Raw genomic sequence first — 17,121 nt, forward strand, 5'->3', positions numbered from 1 at the left:
GCTCCGGTGCGCCGACTGGGCGCTTTTGTCTGTGCCTTGCTTGCAGCAGGCCTGGCCTGGACAATGTCTAGCTGGCAATGGCCCTGGGCCCTGGCAATATTGGCAGGTGCTTTGTGGGCTTATTTTTTGTATGCTCGCAGTCGTGGGGCATGGGATGAGCGCGCTACACTAGCGCATCGTGCAGGGCTATACTCCTTGCAGTGCGAGGGGACAGCAAAGGAGTCCGTGCAAATAGAGCAGATCTGGCGTTGTGCCTGGTTCATGACCTTGCGTTTGCGCCGTGATTGCACCAAGGCTTGCCGTACCGTGACCGTATGGCGCCGCGCCCAGTCGCAGCAGGACTGGTGGGCCTTGTCTCTATGTGCCAACCGACTGTCTCATCAGGTCCGTGCTCAGAATAAGGATTCTTAATGAGTGAACGCGATACCGATGCCGAACTAGTTGCACGTGTTCAGCGTGGGGATAAGCGAGCCTTTGACCTGCTGGTACTGAAGTACCAGCGCAAGATCATGCGTCTGCTCAGCCGCATGGTACGTGACCCGTCTGAAGTCGAGGACGTGGCTCAGGAAACCTTCATCAAAGCGTACCGAGCTCTTCCCCAGTTCCGGGGCGAGAGTGCTTTTTACACTTGGCTGTACCGCATTGCGATCAACACGGCCCGTAACTGGCAGGCCTCGGCCGCCCGACGTCCCAATACTTTGCAGAACGTCGAAACTGAAGAAGGTGAAACTTTTGACCGAATCGACAACCTAAGCGATATAAGCACGCCAGAATCCATGATGGTCAGTCGCCAGATTGCTGAAACGGTAAATACAGCGATCCAGGCACTGCCCGAAGAGTTGCGGACGGCTATCGTGCTACGTGAAATAGAAGGTATGAGCTACGAAGATATTGCTCAGACCATGGACTGCCCTATAGGAACTGTACGCTCACGCATCTTTCGAGCCCGTGACGCCATTGCTGCGCAATTGCGTCCCATACTCGATGGTGAAGATAGTGAACGACGGTGGTAAGGATTGATGATGCAAGCCCTGAAATCCCATTCCGATGATGATCAACTCAATGCCTGGGAGGCCGCCGTGTCTTCCTGGGTGGATGGCGAGGCTGAAATACGCCCCGAGGAACTGGACTCCCCCTACGGGCGTCAAGTCTGGGATACCTACCATTTGATTGGTGACGTCATGCGTACCGATGCGCTGGCGATCCGTACGTCGGATCGCTTTTACGCGCGTCTGTCCAAAGCAATTGACGAGGAGCCTACCGTGCTCGCCCCGAATGCCATGAAACGGCCCCTGGTGCAGCGCTATGGTGTCAGCGGCCTGGCCGTGGTGGCTGCCGTGGCTGCCGCCTTGTGGGTGGGTCTGCCGTATATGGGGGTGAACTCCGTGCCAGGCACACTGGTGGCCAGCGCCCAGGATGATCAGCTCTGGAATGATTACGCGGATTTGCACCGCGACTTTGTTGGTACCGGTCCGGTACGCCATGTTTCCTTTGAAAGTGGAGCCCTGGGTCAATGAGGTCTGTACGTATGCCGTCGCAGATGGGCTTGGCGCGTCTCTATAAGGGCTTGTTTGCCCTTTCTCTGGCGGTGCTGTGCACACCTGTACTGGCTCAGGATGCCAGCGGGCTGGAGCCCCTGGATCTGCCCTGGTTGCAGAAAGTCCATAAAGCGGCGCGTGACCTGGATTACTCCGGGGTCATTATTTACACCCAGGATCAGGCCAGCCAGTCCATGAAACTGGTCCACATTATTGACGGCACCGGCGAGCGCGAGCGTCTGGAGATTCTGGACGGCGAGCCGCGTGAGTTTCTGCGTCAGAACGAAGTCACCCAATGCCTGATCCCCGAAAAGAAAATGGTGGTGATCGAGCGTCGTGAAAACGAGCGCTTTCCCAGTTTTCTGGTCGGTGATGTCAGCCAATTACCCAATTTTTACGATATGCGCCGCTTGCCATCGCGCGAGCGTGTGGCCGGTCGCCCTTGCGACCTGATCGAGCTGGTTCCCAAGGATGATCAGCGTTACGGCTACCGCGTGTGTGCCGATACCGATCATCATTTGCTATTGAAAATGCAGACTCTGGACCCACAACAAGCGGTAGTGGATCAGATCGCTTTTGCCTCTGTTGCCTTTGGCGAGCAGGTGGATTTGCAGGAACTGCGTACCAGTTGGAACCCCAGCAAGTGGGAAGTGGTCGAACCCGAAGTACGAAAAATAGATTTGAACGAGCTGGGTTGGCATCTGGCCATGCCTGCCGGTTTTACCTTGCGGTCCGAAATGCTCCGACCCATGCGTGCGGGGCGTCAGGTTACCCATTTGATGCTGTCTGACGGTCTGGCTGCCATCTCCGTGTTTCTGGAGAAGGTAGGCACCCCCGAGGCAGAAGAAAACAGCCTGGGGGCCTTTCACCGTGGCTCCATGAATATGTACCGCAGTCGCATTAATGATTATGTTTTGACCAGCACGGGTGCCGTACCTGTACAGACCTTGCGCGCCTTGCTGGAAGGTACCCAGTTCACCCCTCTATCCCGGACACATTGACTATCGTCCACCAGGAGTATTTGAATGGAAAAATCGAGTCAAAAAATGCGTATTCCTGTTCTCTCGGCCTTGACGGTGGCCGTGATGCTGGCGGCGGGTGCGCCTATGGCCCACGCGCAGGCTCAGCCTGTCACGACAACCGAGCAAGTCCAGAGCACGACGCTGGGGCTGCCTGACTTTACTGGCGTTGTTGCCAAGACCGAGGATGGAGTAGTCAATATCCGTACCACCGAGGCCGTCCGGGTGCGCTCCCCCGCCATGGGTCCGGGTTCGGATCCTTACGATATGTTCCGCTGGTTCTTTGGGCCCGATTTCATGCCGCCCGGCATGGCGCCGCAGCGCCCTCGTGGCGGTGGCAATGAAGGCCAGCAACCTCAAGAGCGCACAGTACCACGTGGTGTGGGTTCGGGTTTCATCATCTCTGCTGATGGCTACATCCTGACCAATAACCATGTGGTGGCCGACTCCAACGGCATTTTCGTCACGCTAAGCAATGGCAAGGAATATCCAGCCAAGATCATCGGGACTGACGAGCGCACCGACGTGGCCCTGATCAAGATCGAAGCCAAAGACCTGAAGCCCATGGTGATAGGGGACTCCAAACAGCTCAAGAAAGGGCAATGGGTTCTGGCTATCGGTTCGCCCTTCGGTCTGGAATCCACCGTGACCTCCGGGATTGTCAGCGCTATCAACCGTGAAACCGGCGATTACCTGCCTTTCATTCAGACCGATGTGGCTGTGAACCCCGGTAACTCCGGGGGGCCGCTGATCAACCTGAATGGCGAAGTAGTGGGTGTGAACTCCCAGATCATTTCGCGTAGCGGTGGCTTCATGGGTATTTCCCTGGCCATTCCTATCGACGAAGCCATGAACGTGGTCGAGCAGCTCAAGTCTGACGGCAAGGTGACTCGCGGCCGTATCGGTGTGCAGATCACTCCGGTAGCCGATGATGTCGCTACCGCGCTGGGTCTGAAAGACAGCAAGGGTGCCTTGGTCAGCAGCGTGGAAGAGGGCGGTCCTGCCGCCAAGGCCGGTATTCAGTCTGGCGACGTGATCCTGAAGTTCAACGGTCGCACCATTGATCAAATGACAGACCTGCCCCGTATTGTGGGAGGCACCAAGCCTGGCCAAAGCTCCACACTGGAAATCTGGCGCAAGGGCAAGTTGCAGACCATCAAGATTGATGTCGAAGAAATGCCTTCCAGCAGCCCAACTGCTGCCGCCAAGGACGAGAAAGACAGTCCTGCTGCCAGCACGGCCGATGCCTTTGGCTTGAAAGTGACGGCAGTTCCTGCTGCTGATCTGAAGCGTTTGGGCGTGGAAAGTGCGGTTCAGGTGACAGAGGCTACGGCCCCTGCCAGCGAAGCCGGTCTGCAGCCTGGTGACCTGATTTTGCGTGTCAACGATAAAGACGTAGGGACGCCGGATCAATACGCTAAAATGGTGGCTTCCTTGGATAAATCCAAAGCAGCAGCCTTGCTGGTTTTGCGTGCGGGCCAGTCGCAATGGGTTTTGATTACGCCATCGAAATAAAAATTCTGTAAAACGGCTAAAATGGTAGTCATTGATGAACTCCGGCCAGGGGCCGGAGTTTTTCCGCCGCTATTCGCGGGGGCAGTTTGCCCCGAATGGATACTGGCTCCACGTGCGCCCGTCTGACAGGACGGGTCTTGCGTTTTCGGCGCGTGGACTGAAAAGGGGCGTCATGGGCGCCCCTTTCTTGTGCCGTCTCTCTGGCATTGCGCCTCAACATTTTCTTTGTTTATTAACGGGTTTATGGATCACATCCGCAATTTCTCTATTATTGCCCACATCGATCATGGCAAATCGACCTTGGCTGACCGCCTGATCCAACGCTGTGGTGGCCTGGCCGACCGCGAGATGTCGACCCAGGTTCTGGATTCGATGGACATCGAGAAAGAGCGTGGCATCACGATTAAGGCCCAGACCGCCGCTTTGCACTACAAGGCTCAGGATGGCAAGGTTTACAACCTGAACCTGATCGACACCCCCGGCCACGTTGACTTCTCCTATGAAGTCAGCCGTTCCTTGTCGGCCTGTGAAGGTGCCTTGCTGGTCGTGGACGCTTCCCAAGGTGTGGAAGCGCAGACTGTAGCCAACTGCTATACCGCTTTGGATCAGGGCGTGGAAGTGATTCCAGTGCTCAACAAAATGGACTTGCCCTCGGCTGACCCGGATGCCGCTCGCCAGGAGGTGGAAGACGTGATTGGCATTGATGCCAGTGACGCAATTGCCGCCAGTGCGAAAACCGGCCTGGGTATCGACGAGATCCTGGAAACCATCGTGGCGCGTGTTCCCCCGCCAGTGGGTGATCCGACCGCTCCCTTGCAAGCCCTGATCATTGACTCCTGGTTTGACAATTACGTGGGCGTGGTCATGCTGGTGCGCATCGTCAACGGTGTGCTCAAGCCCAAGGAAAAAATTCTGCTGATGGCCACCCGTGCGACGCACCTGGTCGAGCATATCGGTGTCTTTACCCCCAAGTCTGAAAACCGTCCTCATCTGTCTGCAGGCGAGGTGGGTTTCATCATTGCCGGTATTAAAGAGCTGGAACACGCCAAGGTTGGTGACACCATCACTTTGGCCGGCAAACCGGCTGAAAAAGCCTTGCCGGGCTTCAAGGAAGTGAAGCCTCAGGTGTTTGCCGGTTTGTACCCGGTGGAGAGCAGCGAGTACGATCAACTGCGCGATTCCCTGGAAAAGCTCAAGCTGAACGATTCCTCCCTGATGTTTGAGCCCGAAGTGTCTCAGGCGCTGGGCTTCGGTTTCCGTTGCGGTTTCCTGGGCCTGCTTCATATGGAAATCGTCCAGGAGCGTCTGGAGCGCGAATTCGACATGGATATCATCACCACCGCGCCGTCGGTGGTGTACGAGGTCGAGCGTCGTGACGGCGAAGTCTTGATGATTGAAAGCCCTTCCCGCATGCCGGAAGTGTCCCATATCGAAGACGTACGCGAGCCTATTGTTGTGGTTTCGCTGCTAATGCCGCAGGAATACGTGGGCCCGGTCATGACCCTGTGTACAGCCAAGCGCGGTTTGCAGTTAAATATGACCTATCATGGCCGTCAGGTGAACCTGGTCTATGAGATGCCTCTGGCCGAGATCGTGCTGGACTTCTTTGACCGACTCAAATCGGTATCGCGCGGCTACGCTTCCATGGACTACGAGTTCAAGGAATACCGTTCGGCCGATGTGGTCAAGGTTGATATCCTGATCAACGGCGACCGGGTTGATGCCCTGTCCATGATTGTGCACCGTAGCAACGCCCGTTACCGTGGACGCGAAGTGGTCGCCAAGATGCGCTCTCTGATTCCGCGGCAGATGTTTGATATTGCGATTCAGGCTGCCATTGGCGCCGAAGTTATTTCTCGCGAAAACGTCAAGGCATTGCGCAAGAACGTGCTGGCCAAGTGTTATGGCGGCGATATTTCTCGTAAGAAAAAGCTGCTTGAGAAGCAAAAAGCCGGTAAGAAGCGGATGAAGCAAGTTGGGAACGTGGAAATTCCGCAGGAAGCCTTTTTGGCAATTTTGCAGGTCGAGGATAAGTAATGCTCTGGTCGGCAGCTCAAGCCGACCACAGCCAGGACTGCTTTAATTTCTTTAAAGGAAACCGATGAGCTGGGATTTCGCTCTGATTTTGTTTGTACTGCTGATACTGACCGGCGCAATCTGGTTTTTGGATCGTTTCTCCCTGCGCTCGCGCCGTCTGGCGCGTGCGCAGGCCGCGATGCAGGCGGTACCGGAAACGGCAGCTCAAGACCCCGAGCACTTGCAGCAACTGCGCCAGGACGCTTATGACCAGGCCAACCGCATGCCGTGGTGGATTGAGTATGGCGTCAGTTTTTTCCCAGTCATTCTGTTCGTGTTTGTATTGCGCTCTTTTATCATCGAGCCTTTTCGCATTCCGTCGGGCTCCATGTTGCCCACGCTGAAAAATGGCGATTTGATTCTGGTGAACAAATACGAGTACGGCATTCGCCTGCCTGTCAGTGGTACCAAGGTTGTGCCTTTGGGCCATCCTGAGCGTGGCGATGTGATTGTGTTCCGCTATCCCGTTGATACCACTGTGGATTACATCAAGCGTGTGGTTGGTGTGCCGGGTGACCGCGTGGAGTACCGCGACAAGGTATTGTCCGTGAATGGTCAAGTCATTACCCAAGTGCGCAGTGGCGATTACTACGAGCCGGATCGCTCCGCCTACATTGGGCGCTATCTGGAAGAGCTGGGCAAGGTGCAGCACAACATCTTGCTGAACAAGACTCAGCCTCAGGGTTTGATGCCTATCGTGGCGTTCCCCAACCGCGACTCCTGTGAGTATTTCTCCAACGGTATCTCTTGTGTGGTGCCCGAAGGTAATTACTTCGTCATGGGAGATAATCGCGACAATAGTCTGGACAGTCGTTATTGGGGCTTTGTGCCCGATGAGAATATTGTGGGACGCGCCTTCTTTATCTGGATGAATTTCCGCGAACTTAGCCGTATAGGTCGCTTCCATTAATGAAACGTCTTGCTTTGCTTGAAGCCGCTATCGGCTACTCCTTCAAAGACACAGGCCTGCTTGAGCAGGCCTTGACCCATCGTAGCCACAGCGCTCGCCATAACGAGCGGCTGGAGTTTCTGGGGGATTCGGTCTTGAACTTCACGGTTGCGGCCTTGTTGTTCGACCGTTTCCAACGCATTGATGAAGGCGATCTGTCCCGCCTGCGAGCGAATCTGGTCAAACAGGCCGCTCTGGCTGAAATCGCAACCCGTCTGGGTTTGTCGGATTATTTGCGTCTGGGGGAAGGGGAGCTGAAAAGCGGTGGTTTCCGCCGTCCCTCCATTCTGGCGGATGCGCTGGAAGCGATTTTTGGCGCTGTCTTTCTGGACGCGGGCTTTACGCAAGCCCAAACCGTCATCACCCAGCTCTATGAACCCATGCTGGTGGATGTTGACCCCAAGACTTTGGGGAAAGATCCCAAAACCTTGCTGCAGGAGCTGCTGCAAGGTCGCAAGCTGGATTTGCCGGTGTATACCGTGGTGGCCACCCATGGCGCAGCCCACGATCAGCTCTTCGATATCGAATGCACGATCGCCAAGCTCAACATCCATGTTCGTGCCAGTGGCAGCAGCCGTCGTGCGGCTGAACAAGCCGCCGCGACGCAGGCCATTGCTATTTTAGAAGCTGAATTTCCAGCCAAGACGACGCGCGCCAGTCGCCATCGTCGCCCCTCACAATTGACATTGCCCGTGGCAGTGTCGCAGGAAACAGAATGACAGAGACCCCTTTTCGCTGCGGCTTCGTGGCTATTGTTGGACGACCGAATGTCGGCAAGTCCACGCTGGCCAATGCCCTGATCGGCAGCAAGATTTCGATCGTGTCGCGCAAGGCGCAGACCACGCGTCACCGCATCAACAGTGTGCTGACGCGTGATCACGATCAAATGGTGTTTGTGGACACCCCCGGTTTTCAGACCAAGCACGGCGGGGCCATGAACCGCATGATGAACCGCGTCGTGACCCAGGCCCTGGCCGATGTGGACGTGGTGGTGCATGTGGTTGAAGCCGGCAAGTGGTCCGCTTCGGACGCCGAATTGCTGCCCATGCTGCCTAAAGGCGGCAAGACCATTCTGGTCATCAACAAGGTTGATGCCTTGAAAAGCAAGAATGACTTGCTGCCTTATATCGCCCGCCTGTCGCAGGAGTTCGAGTACGGCGCCGTGATTCCGGTCAGTGCTGCCAAGCGCCTGCAACTGGACCCTTTGCTGAACGAGATCGCCTCCCGCCTGCCTGAAGGTGAGGCCATGTTTGACGCTGACACCATTACCGACCGCTCGGTGCGCTTCATTACCTCGGAGCTGCTGCGCGAGAAGATCTTCCGCCTGGTGGGTGACGAGCTGCCGTACGGGTGTACCGTGGTTATCGAACAATGGGACGAGAACGAGCAGGGCGCGCGTATTTCGGCTTGCGTGGTCGTAGAACGCGAAAGCCACCGTCCGATTCTGTTGGGAGCGGGTGGCATGCACATGAAGCGCATTGCTACGGAAGCTCGCCAAGATATTGCCAAGCTGATCGACAAGCCCGTGTTCCTGGATGTGTATATCAAGGTGCGCAAGGGCTGGTCCGATCGTGAAGCGGTCCTGCGCGACCTGGGGTATGAGTAATCCCCGTCATCGCTTTCAGGACGAAGCGGGCTACATACTGCACACCAGTGCCTGGCGTGAAACGTCCCTGATCTGTCATGCCTTTACGCGTAACCACGGGCTGGTGCCTCTGGTCGCGAAAGGCGCCAAAAGGCCGCATTCCATTTTGCGGCCTGCTTTGTCTGTGTTTCAGCCTTTGTTATTGGCCTGGTCGGGCAAAAATGAAGTCAAAACGCTGACACGGGCGGACTGCGCCGGGATTCGCCCCTTGAAAGGTCGTGCTCTGATGTCGGCCTGGTACATGAACGAATTGTTGATTCGTTTGTTGCCGCGTGAAGACCCACATCCTGTTTTGTTCGATGCCTACGAAGAGGCTCTGGTGCACTTGGCCCAGATACCTCGTCCACCCGTGGCGGGGGCCTTGCGGCGCTTTGAGTGGGTGCTGCTGACCGAAACCGGGTATGGCTTTGATGAAGCCACGCCAGACTTCGACGATCCTGTTGGTGAGCCTGAGTTGCGCATACGCTTGCGTGAACGCCTGAACAGCTTGCTGGGTCGTCCCTTGCATACCCGCTCCGTTCTTATGCAGCTGCAACGCTATTGATATGGCCGTCTCCCTTCCTTCCGTGCTGGTTCTGGATACCTGCGTACTGATCTCCAACGTACTGCGCCGCTTGCTCCTGGCCCTGGCTGACGAGCAGTTGTTCAAGCCTGTCTGGAGTCCGGTGATCGGGGACGAATGGCGGCGTAATGCGGGCAGGTTGTGGAAAGTCATGCCCACCTCTATCGAGGAGCAGTGGGAAGCGCTGCAACAGCGTTACCCCGAAGCCGATTTAGGCGATAGCAGCGAGTTCAAGAAGGACTTGCGCTACTCCGATGCCAAGGACTGGCATGTGATCGCCACTGCCCGTTTGGCACAGCAGCGTTATCCCGATCAGCCGGTCGGCATCTTGACCCGTAATCTGAAAGACTTTAATCGTTCCGAGCTGCGTCGCCTGGGGATCAGCTTGTGGGAGCCGGATCAGCTTTTGAGTTTGTACATGGCCGCGCACCCGGATTTGATGCAGCGTTTGCTGGATGGTTTGCCCGCTTTGATGCTGACGCCCGAAGCGCAGGCACTGGATACGCATACCTTGTTAAAGCGTGATCGTTTGTTCAGTGTGGGGCAGGCTTATTTGCGGCGTCAGAAAATGGACGAGGCGCACTCATGAAGCAAGGTGTTTTGCTGTCGGTCCTGGCCTCCGCTTTATTTGCCTGCCTGTACTACTACGCCACCGTCTTGCAGCCACTTAGTGGCGAGCAGGTTTTTGCCTGGCGTATTGTGCTGGGGCTGCCTGCTTTGGCTTTGGTGATCACTCGGGCACGGCGCTGGCGGGAAGTGCGTTGGGTATTGCGTCACTGGCCCGGGAATTGGCGCTATTTTGCCTTGCTCTTGCTGGCTGCAGCCCTGGTCGGGGTGCAGCTCTGGATTTTTGTCTGGGCGCCTTTGCACCAGATGGCGCTGGACGTGTCCCTGGGCTACTTCCTCTTGCCGCTGATGATGGTGCTGGTAGGGCGGGTGATCTACAAAGACAGATTGAGCACCATTCAGTGGATTGCTGTGGCATTGGCCGGCGTGGGTGTGCTGCATGAGCTGTTCCGCGTAGGGAGCGTCTCCTGGGCGACAGCGGTGGTGGTTGTGGGTTATCCACCTTATTTCATGCTGCGCCGTTATCTGCGTCTGGGCTCGCTGGCTTCACTCTGGTTTGATCTGAGCTTCTTGTTCCTGCCAGCTTGCTGGCTGCTCTTTGTTCAAGACACGCAGATGTGGGGCCTGTTCGCGGATCAGCCTCGCTTGATCTGGCAGGTCCCGGTTCTGGGCCTGATCAGCTCGGTTGCGTTGGTCAGCTATCTGTCTGCCAGTCGTCAGTTGCCTTTGGCCTTGTTTGGCATTCTGGGCTATGTGGAGCCGGTGCTCTTGTTCTGGGTGGCGTATTTGCTGCTGGACGAGCCCATGAGCGCGAATCAGTGGTGGACCTATATTCCGATCTGGATTGCCATTTCCTTGATGGCGATGGAAGGTTTCATCAAGATGTGGCGACCCGGACCGCCTGTGCCGCCTCCCAAGGCGTAAATTCTGCTAGTTAGTACCAGCCATTGCCGAAGGGCAGTTAGCGTCTGCCTAGACGTTCTGGGGGCTTCCTGAATGATGCAGAACTCCAATAGAAAACGACTCCTGAGAGTCCCTCTCCAAAGTTGGATAGCTATCCATGCTTTTGGGAAGGACATGACAGGAGTCGTTTTTTTACTACGGGGCTCTTCTAGAGGAGATAGTCCGGGCCGTACCAGACTGGGTCCTGCGCGATATAAGCAGGCTGCTTAGCGCAGTTTCTCCGGGCAGTCAGGTTGATTGCGCAACAAATTGGCCTGGGTCACCGAACAACCCGCTGGTACGTCTTCCGTAATCCAGACATTACCGCCAATCGTAGAACCTGCACCCAGAGTGACGCGCCCCAGGATGGTGGCACCCGCGTAAATAACCACGTCGTCTTCCACGATGGGGTGACGTGGCTGACCTTTCAGCAGCAAGCCTTTTTCGTCCTTGCTAAAGCGCTTGGCACCCAGGGTGACGGCCTGATAAATACGAACCCGCTTGCCGATGATGGCGGTCTCGCCAATCACAACGCCGGTGCCGTGGTCGATGAAACAGGAATGGTCAATTTGCGCGCCGGGGTGAATATCAATACCGGTCTGGCTGTGGGCCAGTTCTGCAATAATGCGCGCCGTCAGGGGCAGTCCCAGATTGGTCAGAGCGTGGGCGATGCGGTGGTGAATCATGGCCAGCAGGCCGGGATAGCACAGCAGTACCTCGTCCACATTGCGGGCAGCCGGGTCGCCTTGATAGGCAGCAACCACGTCCAGATCCAGGGTGCGGCGCAGGTCTGGCAGCTTGTTGGCAAAGGCCTGTATGGCCTTGTGTGCCTGCTCTTCAATGGTTTCGCGGTCGTACTTGTCACCACGGAGCAGGGCAGCGCGTTGCAACTCGATACGCGCCTGTTGCAGCAGCGTATTGAGCGCCTGGCCCAAGTGGTGGCCGACAAAGTGATCTTCGTACTCGCGACGCAGCTCCGGGCTGCCCAGGCGCATGGGAAACAGGATGCCTTTGAGCTGCTCGGTCACTTGAATCAAAGCTTGTACCGACGGAAATTCCTGGCCTTCAAGCTCGTTCAAGCGTTGATGCGCCTGTCGCCATTCTTCGCGGGCCCCGCGCAGATTGTCGACGATATGTTGAGTTTCAAAGACTGCCACCAGTGTTCTCCAAAGGGGAAATTTTCTACAAGGTTTACTATACCCGCGCGTCTGAGCAAGGACACGAAAAACAGGGCGCTGCGTCAGGGTGATTCCCTTTGCCATGGCTCAGGCCTGGTCGTGCCGCTTCAAGGCCCCATGAGCTTGGGGCAAGATCAAGCAGATGAGGGGCATGGTCAGGTTTTCAAGCCAGCGTGCATGAGCGTGCGGATAATAAAAAAAGCCCCCTTCGAAAAGGGGGCTTGGGGAGTGCGGGGTCCGCGATCTTATTCGCGGTTACCGCCCAGCACGCCTAAAAGCACCAGCAGGTTGCTGAAAATGTTGTAGACGTCCAGATAGATCGCCAGGGTGGCCGACACGTAGTTGGTTTCACCACCGTTGATGACGCGCTGCAGATCAACCAGCAAGAAGGCCGAGAAGATACCGATAGCCATCACGGAGATGGTCAGCATCAGCGCAGGCAGTTGCAGGAAGATGTTGGCCAAGGCCGCAACCAGCAGGATAACGGCACCGACAAACAGGAATTTCTGCATGCCGGAGAAATCACGCTTGGTGGTGCTGGCAATAGTTGCCATGGCGCCAAAGACCGCAGCGGTACCGCCAAAGGCCAGCATGATCAGTTGTGCGCCATTACCCATGCCCAGGACAAAGCCCAGCAGACGGGACAGCATCACACCCATGAAGAAGGTAAAGGCCATCAGCAGGGCGACACCCAACGAGCTGTTCTTGTTCTTTTCGATCAGGAACATCAGGCCAAAGGCACCGACCAGGAAAACAATGGCGCTCAGGCCTGGGCTGGCGCCCATAACCCGGTTAATGCCGGAGGACAGGCCCAGCAAGGCTCCCAGCACGGTGGGAATCATGGACAGGGCCAGCAGCCAGTAGGTGTTGCGCAGGACGCGATTGCGAGCAATCAGCGACTGGGCGCCCAGGGTGCCGTTATGCTCAGGCAAGCTTGATTGACGAAATTCGCTCATGATGAGTCCTTAGAGTACAGAGAGATCAGTGGTCAAGAATAACTGACAACTACCTGAATAATCAAGAATCTTCTTTATTATTCAAGCACCCAGTTTATGAGCATGCACTTGGCAGCCTTGCGCCTGGTAGACACGCCAGCGTTCGCGAGCCTGGGTACGGTCAGCTTCCCGTTCGGAGACAATTTCCAATATACGCGGGAATTGTTCAAAACCGGGCGGGCATTGGGCATCCAGATTCAACAGCCAGCTTTGCTCACCTGCGGGCACGGGGGCGGCACTGGTCAACAAAACAGGGGTGGCGGCTGCCAAGGGGTCTTCCACACCGACGTGCGGGACAAAAGCCGTGGATTCAAAACCCCAGAGCAGGCGATCGAAACGGGCCAGTTGGCGGGCATCGGAAAGATACACCACCACCTGACGGCCCGCCTCGTAGTGCTTGCGCACGACCTCGCAGGCCATACGCAAGCGATCTGGCGCGCCGAAAGCGAAATCGACGCGGCTCATGCTTAGCGACACTGATTAAGCAGGTACTGAACCAGCAAAGGCACGGGACGGCCTGTGGCGCCCTTGTCCTTGCCGCTGCGCCAGGCAGTACCGGCGATGTCCAGGTGAGCCCAGCGGTACGCTTTGGTGAAGCGGGACAGGAAGCAGGCGGCGGTTACCGAACCGGCTGGTGGGCCACCAATATTGGCCATATCAGCAAAGTTCGAGCGCAGTTGCTCCTGGTAGGCGTCGTCCATGGGCATGCGCCATGCCGTGTCACCCGTTTGCTTGCCAGCTTGCATCAGTTCATCAGCCAAGTCGTCGTCGGTCGAGAACAGGCCGGTGTTGACGTGGCCCAGAGCGACCACGCAAGCGCCGGTCAGGGTGGCCATATCAATCACGGCAGCGGGTTTGAAGCGCTCGACGTAGGTCAGGGCATCGCACAGAACCAGACGGCCTTCGGCGTCCGTGTTCAGGATCTCGATGGTCTGGCCAGACATGCTGGTCACGACGTCGCCCGGTTTATTGGCGCGGCCGCTGGGCATGTTTTCGCAAGAAGCCACCACAGCGATCACTTCACGGTCGATGTTCAGTTCGGCAATGGCGCGCATGGTGCCCAGGACACTGGCAGCACCGCCCATGTCGTACTTCATCTCGTCCATATTGCCGGCTGGCTTGATGGAGATACCGCCCGAGTCGAAGGTCAGGCCCTTACCCACCAGAACGATAGGACCGTCCTCGTGTTTGGTCTTGGTGTTGGGGGTATGGCGCAGCACGATGAACGCAGGCGGTTCATCCGAGCCCTTGGCCACCGACAGGAACGAACCCATCTTCAAGGCTTCGATCTGCTTGCGCTCCAGCACTTCGGCCTTCAGCGTCTTGAATTCCTTGGCCAACTGCTTGGCGGTTTTGCCCAGGTAGGTAGGAGTGCAGATATTGCCGGGCAGGTCGGCCAGCAAGCGAGTCAGGTTGACGCCGTTACCAATGGCCTGACCTTGCTCCAGACCGGCCTTGGCTTCGCTGGCTTGGGTGCGGGCCGTCCACAGCAGGAACTGGCTCAGCTGGGGAGCAGGTTCGGGCTTGCTGAACGTGGCGGTGTAGCGGTAGCTGGCGCGGCATACGGCCACGGCAGCGTCCTGAGCGCGGCTGCGCAAGGTGGTGCCTTTGCAATCAATGCTGGCCAGGGCAGAAACGGCTTCTTTCAGGTCTGCTTTCAGGCAGTAAGAAGCAAGGCAGGCCTGGGCTTGCGTATGAGTTGCTGCTTTGTATTCCTCTTGAGCGCCTAAGCCGACTAAAATAACGCGTTCGGCCTTAACACCGGGCAGATTGCGCAGCACCAGGTGGGTATTGGGCTTGCCTTTAAACTCGGCTTTGACAGCAGCGCTCACAGCTCCGTTGCTGGCGCGGTCGATAAGTTCCGCTGCGGGGCTTAGAATGCCCTCGGCAAAGACGCCTACGCCTAGTGCGGCCGTCTTAATTTGGTGCAAAGAAGCGGATGTCTGTGTGCTAAATTCCATTCAACTATCCTCAGTGTGTCGCAAATCGTACCTGCGATTATCTCGCAAATTCTCATATGTCTCTATTTAAACGCTCTGCGGTATCCGAAATCTTAAGTCACAGTGGCGTTGTACTGTCCACTTTGCTGATTGTGTGGCTTAGTGTACTTCTGGTGCGTTTGTTAGGCGAAGCGGCCAATGGCACGATTGGCCCTGACGTGGTGCTGGGTCTGGCCGCCTTTTCCAGTATTACCGCCTTGCCGATTATTCTGGCCGTTTCCCTGTTCATTGCCGTGCTCACTACGGTGACGCGCAGCTTTCGGGAATCCGAAATGGTGGTCTGGTTTGCCAGCGGCCTATCCTTGAAAAACTGGGTAACGCCCGTTTTGCAGTGTGCAGTGCCGGTTGCCATTCTGATTGCCGTTCTGACCTTGCAGGCTTCGCCATGGGCTTATCGTCAGATTGCCGAGTACCGCCAGCGTTTTGAGCAGCGCTCGGACCTGAGTAAGGTGACCGCCGGGCAGTTTATCGAGTCCGATGATGGTGCCCGTGTGTTTTACGCCGACTCCCCAGAAAAAGAAGGGGATGAGCTGGGTAATGTGATCGCCCGCGTGATCGACCCGCAGTGGCTCAGCATTGTGACTGCGCAAAGTGCCCGCATGGAAGAGCAGCCCAATGGCGATCGCTTTCTGGTCTTGAGCGAAGGCCATCGCTACGACTTGAAGCCCGGTCAGGCTGAATTCCGTATGGTGGACTTTGAAAGTTATGGCATGCGTCTGGAGAGCCGTGATGCAGGCAATACCGCTGAAACGATCCGCGCCCGTGCCGAGCAGCAGATCAAGGCTCGTCAAACCACCTTGTTACTCAGTGATGACGATGCCGAGGCGCGCTCACAGATCATGTGGCGCTTGGCTTTGCCCCTGGCGGCACTGAATCTGGCCTTGCTGGCGATTCCTCTGGGAGCGGTGAATCCCAGGATGGGACGCTCAGGCAATATTCTGGTGGCTGGTCTGGTAGGTCTGCTCTATATGAACCTGATCAACCTCTCGCGCGGCTGGATTCGTAATGGCCAATTGGGTTTTGAAATCGGTTTGTGGCTGGTTCATGCCATCTTCTTGCTGATCATGCTCTTCATGATGTGGCGTAAATTGCGCATCAAGGCACCTAAACCGCCAGCAGTAAGCTGATCGGCAAAAGGGGGCGTCCAGCCCCCTTTTTGTGCCTGTCGAATGGCTTTTTGATCGGTTTGGCGGCTCAAGCCCCATCCAGCAAATCCTGCCGCTCTTCCACTGACTGCTTCAGAAAGTGCCACAGCCGAGTCAGGCTGGGGTTCTGGCGTTGCTCTTCATGACAGAACATCCAGAAGCGTCGACGCAATTCCACCTGGTCGGGTAGAACACAACGCAGGCGCGGATCGGTTTTTGCCAGGAAGCAGGGCAGAACGGCAATTCCTTGCCCCTGCAAGGTGGCCTGGTACTGCGCAATCACGCTGGTGCTGCGAAAGCGTACGGCGGCGGATCTGACGATTTCTTCCAGATAGCGCAGGCTGTCGCTGAACACCAGATCATCCACATAGGCAATAAAGCGATGCTGGGACAAATCCTGCACGCTTTCTATGGGCGGATGGCTGTTCAAATAATCCTGATGGGCATAGAGCCGCAAGCTGTAGTCTGCCAGGCGCGTACACCAGTAAGGGCCGCGTTGGGGGCGCTCCAGGGCAATGGCCAAGTCGGCATCCCGGCGTGACAGACTGATAGGGCGGGGTACAGGCAAAAGCTCCAGGGTCAGCTCTGGGTATTGGGCCTGGAAAATGCTGAGCAAGGGCGTCAGCACATAGCTGCCAAAGGCTTCGGTGCAGCCCAGGCGCAGCTTGCCGGTCAAGGGTCTGGCCTTGCCCGTAATCGCATCGCGAGCCGCCAGCAAGCGGCTCTCTACCGGCTCCATGCGTTGCTGCAGATTCTGCCCTTCGCTGGTCAGGCTATAGCCGCTGACCGTGGATTTGTGGAACAGCCGCAAGCCCAGCTCCTGCTCCAGCGCCTGGATACGGCGTGCCACGGTGCTGTGTTGAACGCCCAGCCGTTGAGCGGCAACGCTGATACGCTGGCAGCGGGCCACTTCCAGAAAGTAACGCAGATTATCCCAGTCCATCGTGATGGGCCCGCCCTGAAAAAGACTTGTGCATAAATGCCCAGCTC

The 17,121-nt window shown here is 56.8% G+C and carries 18 protein-coding genes; 13 read left to right on the forward strand and 5 right to left on the reverse strand.

Annotated features, from left to right (window positions below; genetic code table 11):
• Positions 1 to 225 precede the first annotated feature (225 nt).
• The 12 genes from KOE80_RS12075 (at position 226) to rarD (ending at position 10,795) form a co-directional block, all read left to right on the forward strand.
• Positions 226 to 411, forward strand: coding sequence for a hypothetical protein (locus KOE80_RS12075; protein WP_226349219.1), 186 nt, complete (start codon positions 226 to 228; stop codon positions 409 to 411).
• Positions 411 to 1,013, forward strand: a complete 603-nt coding sequence (rpoE, locus tag KOE80_RS12080) for an RNA polymerase sigma factor RpoE (RefSeq protein ID WP_009456579.1) — start codon at positions 411 to 413, stop codon at positions 1,011 to 1,013. The genes KOE80_RS12075 and rpoE overlap by 1 nt, the downstream gene beginning before the upstream one ends.
• 9 nt (positions 1,014 to 1,022) lie before the next feature.
• The gene (locus KOE80_RS12085; protein ID WP_021446868.1) at positions 1,023 to 1,517 is read left to right on the forward strand and encodes a sigma-E factor negative regulatory protein; all 495 of its coding nucleotides are present in this window, start codon (positions 1,023 to 1,025) and stop codon (positions 1,515 to 1,517) included.
• Positions 1,514 to 2,539 (forward strand): MucB/RseB C-terminal domain-containing protein, encoded by a 1,026-nt coding sequence (locus tag KOE80_RS12090; protein WP_226349220.1) that lies wholly within the window; start codon positions 1,514 to 1,516, stop codon positions 2,537 to 2,539. Before KOE80_RS12085 ends, KOE80_RS12090 begins: the two co-directional genes overlap by 4 nt.
• 24 nt (positions 2,540 to 2,563) lie before the next feature.
• Positions 2,564 to 4,072 carry a DegQ family serine endoprotease gene (locus KOE80_RS12095; RefSeq protein ID WP_035272508.1) on the forward strand — a complete coding sequence of 503 codons (1,509 nt, stop codon included), beginning with the start codon at positions 2,564 to 2,566 and terminating at the stop codon, positions 4,070 to 4,072.
• Positions 4,073 to 4,315: 243 nt separating this feature from the next.
• A complete protein-coding gene (gene lepA, locus KOE80_RS12100; RefSeq protein ID WP_026483097.1) occupies positions 4,316 to 6,109 on the forward strand; it encodes a translation elongation factor 4 in 1,794 nt (597 codons plus the stop codon).
• A gap of 64 nt (positions 6,110 to 6,173) precedes the next feature.
• Positions 6,174 to 7,058, forward strand: a complete 885-nt coding sequence (lepB, locus tag KOE80_RS12105; RefSeq protein WP_009456564.1) for a signal peptidase I — start codon at positions 6,174 to 6,176, stop codon at positions 7,056 to 7,058.
• A complete protein-coding gene (rnc, locus tag KOE80_RS12110) occupies positions 7,058 to 7,816 on the forward strand; it encodes a ribonuclease III (protein WP_009456563.1) in 759 nt (252 codons plus the stop codon). The genes lepB and rnc overlap by 1 nt, the downstream gene beginning before the upstream one ends.
• Positions 7,813 to 8,703: a GTPase Era gene (gene era / locus KOE80_RS12115; protein ID WP_026483096.1), complete on the forward strand. Its 891-nt coding sequence runs from the start codon at positions 7,813 to 7,815 to the stop codon at positions 8,701 to 8,703. The genes rnc and era overlap by 4 nt, the downstream gene beginning before the upstream one ends.
• Positions 8,696 to 9,286 (forward strand): DNA repair protein RecO, encoded by a 591-nt coding sequence (recO, locus tag KOE80_RS12120; protein ID WP_026483095.1) that lies wholly within the window; start codon positions 8,696 to 8,698, stop codon positions 9,284 to 9,286. The genes era and recO overlap by 8 nt, the downstream gene beginning before the upstream one ends.
• Before the next feature lies 1 nt (position 9,287).
• Positions 9,288 to 9,893 carry a PIN domain-containing protein gene (locus tag KOE80_RS12125; RefSeq protein WP_035272512.1) on the forward strand — a complete coding sequence of 202 codons (606 nt, stop codon included), beginning with the start codon at positions 9,288 to 9,290 and terminating at the stop codon, positions 9,891 to 9,893.
• Positions 9,890 to 10,795, forward strand: coding sequence for an EamA family transporter RarD (gene rarD, locus KOE80_RS12130; protein WP_035272513.1), 906 nt, complete (start codon positions 9,890 to 9,892; stop codon positions 10,793 to 10,795). The genes KOE80_RS12125 and rarD overlap by 4 nt, the downstream gene beginning before the upstream one ends.
• 245 nt (positions 10,796 to 11,040) lie before the next feature.
• Here the strand turns inward: rarD and epsC are convergent, their stop codons facing one another.
• The 4 genes from epsC to KOE80_RS12150 form a co-directional block, all read right to left on the reverse strand.
• Positions 11,041 to 11,970 (reverse strand): serine O-acetyltransferase EpsC, encoded by a 930-nt coding sequence (gene epsC / locus KOE80_RS12135; protein ID WP_021446866.1) that lies wholly within the window; start codon positions 11,968 to 11,970, stop codon positions 11,041 to 11,043.
• A gap of 266 nt (positions 11,971 to 12,236) precedes the next feature.
• Positions 12,237 to 12,947: a Bax inhibitor-1/YccA family protein gene (locus KOE80_RS12140; protein WP_009456559.1), complete on the reverse strand. Its 711-nt coding sequence runs from the start codon at positions 12,945 to 12,947 to the stop codon at positions 12,237 to 12,239.
• An 81-nt stretch (positions 12,948 to 13,028) separates the two neighbouring features.
• Positions 13,029 to 13,451, reverse strand: coding sequence for a DNA polymerase III subunit chi (locus KOE80_RS12145; protein ID WP_226349221.1), 423 nt, complete (start codon positions 13,449 to 13,451; stop codon positions 13,029 to 13,031).
• A gap of 2 nt (positions 13,452 to 13,453) precedes the next feature.
• Positions 13,454 to 14,947 (reverse strand): leucyl aminopeptidase, encoded by a 1,494-nt coding sequence (locus KOE80_RS12150; RefSeq protein ID WP_009456557.1) that lies wholly within the window; start codon positions 14,945 to 14,947, stop codon positions 13,454 to 13,456.
• 56 nt (positions 14,948 to 15,003) lie between these two features.
• On the opposite strand from KOE80_RS12150, the gene lptF reads away from it, so the two are divergent.
• Entirely contained in the window at positions 15,004 to 16,113 is a 1,110-nt protein-coding gene (gene lptF, locus KOE80_RS12155) for an LPS export ABC transporter permease LptF (RefSeq protein ID WP_021446865.1), read from the forward strand.
• Positions 16,114 to 16,180: 67 nt separating this feature from the next.
• On the opposite strand, the gene KOE80_RS12160 is transcribed toward lptF, so the two are convergent.
• Positions 16,181 to 17,074 carry a LysR family transcriptional regulator gene (locus tag KOE80_RS12160; RefSeq protein ID WP_009456556.1) on the reverse strand — a complete coding sequence of 298 codons (894 nt, stop codon included), beginning with the start codon at positions 17,072 to 17,074 and terminating at the stop codon, positions 16,181 to 16,183.
• Positions 17,075 to 17,121: the final 47 nt, after the last annotated feature.

The sequence above is a fragment of the Alcaligenes sp. 13f genome, from assembly GCF_020496585.1.
Classification (GTDB): Bacteria; Pseudomonadota; Gammaproteobacteria; order Burkholderiales; family Burkholderiaceae_B; genus Alcaligenes; species Alcaligenes phenolicus.

Bases quoted from the DNA above. Each gene is read 5' to 3' on its own strand.
- rarD (WP_035272513.1), top strand. From the start codon at position 9,890: ATGAAGCAAGGTGTTTTGCTGTCGGTCCTGGCCTCCGCTTTATTTGCC.
- KOE80_RS12140 (WP_009456559.1), bottom strand. From the start codon at position 12,947: ATGAGCGAATTTCGTCAATCAAGCTTGCCTGAGCATAACGGCACCCTG.
- KOE80_RS12145 (WP_226349221.1), bottom strand. From the start codon at position 13,451: ATGAGCCGCGTCGATTTCGCTTTCGGCGCGCCAGATCGCTTGCGTATG.
- KOE80_RS12150 (WP_009456557.1), bottom strand. From the start codon at position 14,947: ATGGAATTTAGCACACAGACATCCGCTTCTTTGCACCAAATTAAGACG.
- recO (WP_026483095.1), top strand. From the start codon at position 8,696: ATGAGTAATCCCCGTCATCGCTTTCAGGACGAAGCGGGCTACATACTG.
- lepA (WP_026483097.1), top strand. From the start codon at position 4,316: ATGGATCACATCCGCAATTTCTCTATTATTGCCCACATCGATCATGGC.
- KOE80_RS12085 (WP_021446868.1), top strand. From the start codon at position 1,023: ATGCAAGCCCTGAAATCCCATTCCGATGATGATCAACTCAATGCCTGG.
- lepB (WP_009456564.1), top strand. From the start codon at position 6,174: ATGAGCTGGGATTTCGCTCTGATTTTGTTTGTACTGCTGATACTGACC.
- KOE80_RS12095 (WP_035272508.1), top strand. From the start codon at position 2,564: ATGGAAAAATCGAGTCAAAAAATGCGTATTCCTGTTCTCTCGGCCTTG.
- era (WP_026483096.1), top strand. From the start codon at position 7,813: ATGACAGAGACCCCTTTTCGCTGCGGCTTCGTGGCTATTGTTGGACGA.
- KOE80_RS12125 (WP_035272512.1), top strand. From the start codon at position 9,288: ATGGCCGTCTCCCTTCCTTCCGTGCTGGTTCTGGATACCTGCGTACTG.
- KOE80_RS12090 (WP_226349220.1), top strand. From the start codon at position 1,514: ATGAGGTCTGTACGTATGCCGTCGCAGATGGGCTTGGCGCGTCTCTAT.
- KOE80_RS12160 (WP_009456556.1), bottom strand. From the start codon at position 17,074: ATGGACTGGGATAATCTGCGTTACTTTCTGGAAGTGGCCCGCTGCCAG.
- rpoE (WP_009456579.1), top strand. From the start codon at position 411: ATGAGTGAACGCGATACCGATGCCGAACTAGTTGCACGTGTTCAGCGT.
- rnc (WP_009456563.1), top strand. From the start codon at position 7,058: ATGAAACGTCTTGCTTTGCTTGAAGCCGCTATCGGCTACTCCTTCAAA.
- lptF (WP_021446865.1), top strand. From the start codon at position 15,004: ATGTCTCTATTTAAACGCTCTGCGGTATCCGAAATCTTAAGTCACAGT.